8 protein-coding genes are annotated in these 7,236 nt (G+C 46.5%); 4 read left to right on the forward strand and 4 right to left on the reverse strand.

Annotated elements, in window-relative coordinates:
* The first annotated feature begins 175 nt into the window (after positions 1–175).
* The 4 genes from QN395_RS20675 to QN395_RS20690 all read left to right on the forward strand — a co-directional run bounded on the left by QN395_RS20675 (position 176) and on the right by QN395_RS20690 (position 2,848).
* Positions 176–535, forward strand: coding sequence for a winged helix-turn-helix domain-containing protein (locus QN395_RS20675; RefSeq protein WP_322120806.1), 360 nt, complete (start codon positions 176–178; stop codon positions 533–535).
* Positions 536–645: 110 nt separating this feature from the next.
* Positions 646–1,404: a molybdate ABC transporter substrate-binding protein gene (gene modA, locus QN395_RS20680; protein ID WP_322120805.1), complete on the forward strand. Its 759-nt coding sequence runs from the start codon at positions 646–648 to the stop codon at positions 1,402–1,404.
* Between the two features lie 32 nt (positions 1,405–1,436).
* Positions 1,437–2,111, forward strand: a complete 675-nt coding sequence (gene modB / locus QN395_RS20685; protein ID WP_322120804.1) for a molybdate ABC transporter permease subunit — start codon at positions 1,437–1,439, stop codon at positions 2,109–2,111.
* 17 nt (positions 2,112–2,128) lie between these two features.
* Entirely contained in the window at positions 2,129–2,848 is a 720-nt protein-coding gene (locus QN395_RS20690) for a sulfate/molybdate ABC transporter ATP-binding protein (RefSeq protein ID WP_322120803.1), read from the forward strand.
* Between the two features lie 817 nt (positions 2,849–3,665).
* Here QN395_RS20690 and QN395_RS20695 read toward each other — a convergent pair.
* The 4 genes from QN395_RS20695 to QN395_RS20710 form a co-directional block, all read right to left on the reverse strand.
* The gene (locus QN395_RS20695) at positions 3,666–4,298 is read right to left on the reverse strand and encodes a glutathione S-transferase (RefSeq protein WP_322120801.1); all 633 of its coding nucleotides are present in this window, start codon (positions 4,296–4,298) and stop codon (positions 3,666–3,668) included.
* Positions 4,299–4,331: 33 nt separating this feature from the next.
* Positions 4,332–5,207 carry a glutathione-dependent disulfide-bond oxidoreductase gene (gene yghU, locus QN395_RS20700; RefSeq protein WP_322120800.1) on the reverse strand — a complete coding sequence of 292 codons (876 nt, stop codon included), beginning with the start codon at positions 5,205–5,207 and terminating at the stop codon, positions 4,332–4,334.
* A 178-nt stretch (positions 5,208–5,385) separates the two neighbouring features.
* Positions 5,386–6,066: a cupin domain-containing protein gene (locus QN395_RS20705; RefSeq protein WP_322120799.1), complete on the reverse strand. Its 681-nt coding sequence runs from the start codon at positions 6,064–6,066 to the stop codon at positions 5,386–5,388.
* Positions 6,067–6,557: 491 nt separating this feature from the next.
* Positions 6,558–7,007: a CHRD domain-containing protein gene (locus QN395_RS20710; protein ID WP_322120798.1), complete on the reverse strand. Its 450-nt coding sequence runs from the start codon at positions 7,005–7,007 to the stop codon at positions 6,558–6,560.
* Between the last annotated feature and the right edge of the window lie 229 nt (positions 7,008–7,236).

The following is a 7,236-nucleotide window of genomic DNA, read 5'->3' on the forward strand; positions in this document are numbered from 1 at the left end:
TCGTCGCCTTCTACAACAACGTCCGATTGCACTCCACATTGGGAAATCTGCCTCCCAATGCTTATGAACAAAAAAATTGCAGATCAAAAACAACCTATCTTGGTGTCTGAAAATACTTGACCACTACAAATGCTAACTCATCAACTTATAATAAGCACTTTATGAGGGCGTTTCGATGGCGACAAAGATTGCTTTAAAACTGCGTCTGTTATGCGATGATGAAATCGCAATGGGGCCGGGCAAAGCCGACCTGCTTGAGGCAATAGGACAAAATGGCTCTATCAGTGCAGCAGCCCGCACCATGAATATGTCCTATCGACGAGCCTGGATGCTGGTTGATGTGATGAATAGAAATTTTCGTGAACCGTTAGTACACAGTTCCGTAGGCGGTTCTCAAGGTGGCGGCGCTCAACTAACCGAGGCAGGTGCCAGAGTTTTAGTAAACTTCCGTGCGATGGAGGCCGCAGCAACTGTCGCTGCAGAAAAACACTTATTGCGCTTGGCAAAGGAAATGCATTTGGAGTCTGATCAATAAGTATCACCATCAGTCCTTACTCTAATCTACGGGGCAAGCCCTGTACGTTCTTTTAGTTCGCTATATATACATGTATATTACGATACTTGATTGATTATGCGGGAGCTCCCATGCAAGCCAGAAAGTTCACACAACTCTTGTCGTTCATCGTCGCAATAGCGGTATCCAGTGCTGCTGGCGCAGGCGAAATAACGGTTTCAGCCGCTGCCAGCCTGACCAATGCGTTTAAGGAAATCGCACAAAACTATCAGGCGCAATATCCTGATGCAAAGGTGTTGTTAAACTTTGGGGCCTCTGGCGCATTACTTCAACAAATTGCGAAAGGAGCACCCGTTGATGTCTTTGCCTCCGCCGATCAGGAGACAATGGATACTGCAGAAAAACAAGGTTTAGTGGTAGCCAATGAGCGCCGTGATTTTGTAGGCAACACCTTAGTTCTCATTTTGCCACTGGATAGCAAAGTAAGTATTAAACGCCTGAATGATCTGAATCAGGCAGGGATTAAGCGTATTGCGATTGGTGCTCCGGCAAGCGTGCCAGTCGGACGATATACCATGCAGGCATTAGAAGCAGCTAAGCTTTGGCCAGCACTTGAAAGCAAAACCATTAATACTCAAAACGTCCGCCAATCACTCGATTATGTAGCTCGCGGGGAAGTTGATGCAGGCTTTGTCTATGCGACCGATGCTGCCATTATGAAAGATAAAGTCAAAGTCGTGATGGAAGTCCCCTTGACAATGTCAATCAGTTATCCGGTTGCAAAATTGAAAGACTCCGCACACATCGAAGAGGCCAAGCGTTTTATAGGCTTTCTCTTTTTGCCGCAAAGTCAGGCTGTCTTGAGTCAGTATGGCTTTCAAAAACCTTAGTTCCCAGGTTTAACTTAACGTATAGATTCAGCATGGATTCAGCATGGACCGCACTACTGTTGTCGTTAAAAGTCGCTGGATGGGCAACAGCAATTAACTTGGTGACTGGCATTGCTGTCGGGTATCTGCTGGCACGTATGCGCTTCTTCGGCCGCGACTTGCTGGATACTTTACTCACTCTTCCTATGGTTATGCCGCCAACTGTTCTCGGTTATTACTTGCTAGTAGTCATGGGGCGTCGCAGTTGGCTGGGTGAGTGGCTACACAGTACGTTTGGCATTAACCTGATTTTTACCTGGCAAGGCGCAGTTATCGCCTCATCTATCGTCGCATTCCCTTTAGTATTCAAACCTGCACGAGCTGCGTTTGAAGCGGTTGATGGACAACTCGAACAAGCAGCGCGAGTCTTAGGCATATCGGAAACTGCAATCTTCTTTCGGGTGACACTACCTCTGGCGTGGCGTGGAATATTAGCGGGTGTGCTTTTAGCATTCGCCCGAGCCTTGGGCGAATTTGGCGCAACTTTAATGGTGGCTGGCAGCATACCTGGCAAAACACAAACCTTGTCGATTGCAGTGTATGAAGCAGTGCAGGCCGGGCAAGACGACGTAGCGAATACATTGGTATTAATGACTTCAGCAGTATGTATTGCCGTACTTCTGCTGGCAGGACGATTGGCTCCAGGCCGTATTGCCAACCGGCCTTAACCGGATAGGAATTGCAGATGTACTTTGATTTTCACATACAAAAAATATTCTCTTCAGGTGATCGCAGATTTGAACTAGATATTCAATGCACGTCATCATGTCAGCGTATCGTGATTCTGGGCGGATCAGGTGCAGGAAAAAGTCTGACCTTAAAAGCGATCGCCGGATTAATTAAGCCAGATTACGGATATATTCGACTAGGTAGCAAGACTCTATTTGACAAAAAAGATCGTATTAATCTGGCTCCACAGATACGTCATCTTGCCTATTTGTTTCAAGACTACGCTTTGTTTCCCCATCTAAACGTCAGACAAAATATTACGTTTGGCTTATTCCACGGCTGGCTTAACCCGCACGAAAACATACGGGACAGTAAGGTGGATTATTGGCTTGATGCATTCCAGTTGACTGCAGTTGCAAATCAGTTTCCAAGCCAGCTATCTGGAGGGCAAAAACAAAGAACGGCGTTGGCTCGTGCGCTTATATCAGAACCAAAAGCGTTACTGCTCGATGAGCCTTTTGCAGCACTTGATCCCCGCCTGCGCATGACTATGCGAAAAGAATTAGATATTTTGCAGCAATCATTGCAAGTACCTATGATCTTGATCACACACGATATGGAAGATGCAAAAGTATTCGGTGACCACATTCTGTATCTGACCGACGGGAAAATACGGACGGTTACCGCATCAGATAATATGACAGAGTTCGATTTTGGGTCCGCTCAATATAATTAAAAGGAGTGCGCATGCGTCAGCTGCCCATCAGACTAACGGTGGCGGAGACGCTTCTCCTGCACTGGATATCGGTCGCATCAACCAGAATCAGGTATCCGTTGTCTGTGCCGCTAGATTCAAGTGGCGCAAGGATTCAGCACGATAATTGGTTTGCCGGTGAATCACTGCACCATAGCTGGCGTTTTTTAAATCTTTTCAGTGGACTACAAAGCATCTGCCGTACTTTTAGCTTTAATCCAAAAAAGTCGTGAAGTATCAATCCCCCAGTATTGGCAAGCCATTCGTTGAGGTAAGTAGAGTGGCTGGATTAAGGCAATCTTTTGTGATTGAGACAATCTTGCTAACATTGGTTTAAGCAACTGCGTCGATCCGATGCCGGACTGCTGTGATAAGAGCTCAATTAAATTAGACCGCGGCCAACCGCCATTCGGTAATTCATGCTCCAAACTCTCAAAACCTGTCGTCATGGTCTAGGGTCGACATAAGCCGTTTCATTGGCGCGCCAGACGTCCGGAAGCAACAAGGGAGACTAGCTCGCTTGCTGTTCTATGGATGGATTGGCTTGAGACATGATGATCTTTGGACTGGTTGGAGCAAAAACCACTCAATTAATACTTTATATACATTCGGTATATTTCAACCATTTTGGATATGCACTGATTTTAAAAATAAGGTGATCTCGCGTTCAAATGAGGTGAGTGTTGGCGCCGACCGGAAATTACATCTCTTTGGCGTTCAGAATGTCGGTTCAATCAATTTTGAAATGCATCCGACTACATGGGTGCTATATTCATCGAGGTTAATTCGACGATACTGGCTAAAGAGACATTGCCTCCCGCTTCGCCATCAGTGTGCGCCAGCGTAGCAAATGGGGGTATTGGTCATCAGGCTTGATCTTCACAACACGGGCGAAATCGACAGTAACTACCGCAGTAATGTCGACGATACTGAATCGGTCTGTCGCAATATGCTCCCGATTTGCCAGATGATCATTCAAAGTAACGAAGAATTGCTGTACCCGCGCCAGACCTCTTTGGGCGAGTTCTGGAATCTGCTGGTAGTCCACTGGTCCTGGCAAAGCGCGTTGCTTCATCGAAGGGGAGCTATTCCGCATTGCTTCTGCAATTGCCAGCAATCCTTCAAATTCAACACGCCAGTTCCAACTCGCAATCTCGGCTTTTTCTTCCGGGGTTATTCCGAGCAACGGTGGCTCTGGATACTTTGCTTCAAGAAAAGCTGTGATCGCTGCATTGTCAGTCAATACCATTCCGCTCTCCGTTTTTAACGCAGGAACCGTAGAGAGTGGATTAATCTGTCGGTATGCCTCACTGAGTTGCTCTCCGCTCCTTAAATCAACCTGAACCGTTTCGTAGACTACCTTCTTCTCTGCAAGGAGGATTCGCGCGCGACGTGGGCTGGGGGCAGTACTGCAATCATAAAAAGTCATCATGGGTTGATGTTCCATTCAGAGGTGTATCACTGATCAGACAGGTTTAAATAATTTGTCTTGCGTTTTTGTATCGAAATCACTCGCATCGTGTCGCTCATGCAGTTGACTTGCCGGATCACCAAAAACACGATTCACCATACGTCCACGTCTTACAGCAGGCCGTTGTGCAATCTGATTAGTCCATCGCAGCACATGAGTATATTCCTGGACCTGCAAGAATTCTCCTGACTCGTACAACTGTCCTTTGGCCAATGCACCGTACCATGGCCAAATCGCCATGTCGGCAATAGTATATTCATCGCCGGCAACAAATTGACTTTCGGCGAGCCGGCGGTCAAGAACGTCCATCTGTCTTTTAACCTCCATGGCATAGCGGTTAATTGCATATTCGATCTTCTCAGGCGCATAAGCATAGAAATGCCCAAAGCCACCGCCAAGAAATGGAGCACTCCCCACCTGCCAGAACAACCATGAAAGACACTCCGCTCGGTCGGCGGCGCCCTCAGGAAAGAAGGCGCCAAATTTCTCGGCCAGATAAATCATGATTGCACCGGACTCGAAAATTCGGATTGGACTTGAATTAGTGCGATCCACCAGAACAGGAATTTTTGAATTCGGATTGATATCGGTGAATCCACTACTGAATTGCTCGCCCTCACTGATATTGATCAACCAGGCGTCGTACTCTGCGCCTACAAATCCGGCGGCTAGCAGCTCTTCAAGCAGCACTGTAACCTTGACACCATTGGGTGTTCCAAGCGAATAAAGCTGCAACGGATGACGACCTACCGGTAGCTCGCGGGTATGAGTCGAGCCTGCGGTCGGGCGGTTAATATTCGCAAATCGTCCTGTTTGCTGGGTATTAGGAGTCCATATTTTGGGAGGTGTGTAATTCGACGAGTTATTCATTGGACACATAACCTTAAATTGATAATTTCAAATTTGCCAAGGTCAACTATACCTCACATGGGCAAGACAATCGCATCAGCATTTTGGCATCTCACTGAGTCGATTTGATTCCAAGCAAGTGCACTATTTCTCCGCAATGCATACGGGTTCGAAAGTTGGTGATATCTTGGGAAGGGCGTTATCCGAATGTTTCTGCTGAGCCGGCGACAGGCAAGTGCCCAGTTTTGACTAAGATAGTGCATCCCTCCTCACTAAAAGGACTGTGCATACTCAAATGCGGACTGCGTATCCATGTACCAGCCGGATATTTTCCAAACTCGTCCTCAAAGGTACCGGCTAATACATAGATTTCTTCACCACCATAGTGTCGGTGTTGACTGAAACGCGTCCCTGGCGCCCATCGTACTAGGGCCGTATGTTGAGTATTGAACTCTGACAGCGGCATCACTGACAAACCCGGCACAAGTCCTGGAGACCATCCCTCACTAGCCGTATCAACTATGGTACGTTGGCTATCGTCCGGATCAAGATGGCGCAATTTGACGAACAATGTACATCCCGTCACAGAGCTTGGCGCATGTGAAGATCCAGGGGGATTTTTAATATAAGTCCCCGGACCGTAGCTTCCTGATTCATCGCAAAGTACCCCATCCAGAACAAGGATTTCCTCACCCAAATCATGTTGATGGGTCTTAAAAATAGAACCCGGCTGATAACGCACGATCGATGTAGCTCTTGCGATTTCCTCTCCGTCACGTTCTAGTAATTGGCGTTGAATGCCTTTGATTGGTGAATCGACCCAATGTAATATTGAGGGATCGATCACAATCCGTTTAGATAAGTCTGAATTGTGTCTCATCACTTTTATTTTGTTATTAGTTGGAGGGTAAAGTAAAAAACCGCAAATGTTTTCTCAACCGATACTTTATTCTATCCATTGACTTCAATTTGACAGATGGCAGTCGTATCGGTTTTTGCCATAGGTTCTGTGCCACCCCGAATGCAATAGTCCATGCGGTCTGCCAGGCGAGTAATGCTTCAGTCCTCATTATAGGATCAAGCACCTGCCAGGTTATAAAGCTGGAGACATATAATCCGTCAATTCATGCCATTGAATATCGCCGATCAATTATGATGAGCAGCGCGTCCCCATACCCATGCAATCTCGCTCGTTTATGCGAAGTGTCGAATGGTCTGTTACAACATAATTGAGCTATTTTGTACAAATCCATACTGCATATTAGGCGCTATGGATATTTAAATCTTTTTTGGCAAAGACCTAAAAAAGTACACGGCGCATATTCACCGCGTACATTCGACACAACTTGAAATAATCATCATCCGATTGAGTTATTGCGCAATCAAAGCCTGAGCACGAACTTCACCACCGGGATTAGCCGCAGTATGTAAATTGACGTACCACTTGCCCGCTAACAAATCGGCTGCTTGTGCTGGAGTCAATGTTGCAGAGCCTTTGATTGGACTATCAGTGCTACCGGTGAAACCCAGTGCCACACCAGCATTTTGTCCGGCAATTGCAGGTCCATGAAAATGCCCTGCTTTCACTGGGCCAGTCAGCCCAGAATAGGACACAGTCCAGTTGAGAACATTTGTTTGCTTGTTAAACGTCGCCGCCAGCAAACCCGTTCCGGTACTCGAATTTGATGGCGTCTCGGCAGATGCTGTTAATTTTCCGTTGATCGCAACCTCGTTCGACATCATTGGATTTGAGCTACAACCAGTCATAGCGGCGGCCCATGTGAACAAACTTGCGATAATCACTTTACGAACTCGTCTCATTATTGTCTCCAGATTGATATGAAATATGTTTCAACAGCCATTACGACATCGCTGACTGAAACGTCAATGTACTCCGATATCGCCACTTAGAGCGTATACATCAGCGGGACAGTACAACCAAATTGTATTTGGCTAATAACTATTTTTTGTATGATGAGGTTCTTGCAAAACGAAACACCGGAGAGTAATTTTATTGCGAGAAGCGCAAAATAGATGAGAAAGGAGCGGC

The organism is Undibacterium sp. RTI2.2 (genome assembly GCF_035018705.1).
Taxonomy (GTDB): domain Bacteria; phylum Pseudomonadota; class Gammaproteobacteria; order Burkholderiales; family Burkholderiaceae_D; genus Undibacterium.

What these genes read in the sequence shown, in the direction of transcription:
- QN395_RS20675 (WP_322120806.1), top strand. Translation starts at nt 176, where the DNA reads ATGGCGACAAAGATTGCTTTAAAACTGCGTCTGTTATGCGATGATGAA.
- modA (WP_322120805.1), top strand. Translation starts at nt 646, where the DNA reads ATGCAAGCCAGAAAGTTCACACAACTCTTGTCGTTCATCGTCGCAATA.
- modB (WP_322120804.1), top strand. Translation starts at nt 1,437, where the DNA reads ATGGATTCAGCATGGACCGCACTACTGTTGTCGTTAAAAGTCGCTGGA.
- QN395_RS20690 (WP_322120803.1), top strand. Translation starts at nt 2,129, where the DNA reads ATGTACTTTGATTTTCACATACAAAAAATATTCTCTTCAGGTGATCGC.
- QN395_RS20695 (WP_322120801.1), bottom strand. Translation starts at nt 4,298, where the DNA reads ATGATGACTTTTTATGATTGCAGTACTGCCCCCAGCCCACGTCGCGCG.
- yghU (WP_322120800.1), bottom strand. Translation starts at nt 5,207, where the DNA reads ATGAATAACTCGTCGAATTACACACCTCCCAAAATATGGACTCCTAAT.
- QN395_RS20705 (WP_322120799.1), bottom strand. Translation starts at nt 6,066, where the DNA reads ATGAGACACAATTCAGACTTATCTAAACGGATTGTGATCGATCCCTCA.
- QN395_RS20710 (WP_322120798.1), bottom strand. Translation starts at nt 7,007, where the DNA reads ATGAGACGAGTTCGTAAAGTGATTATCGCAAGTTTGTTCACATGGGCC.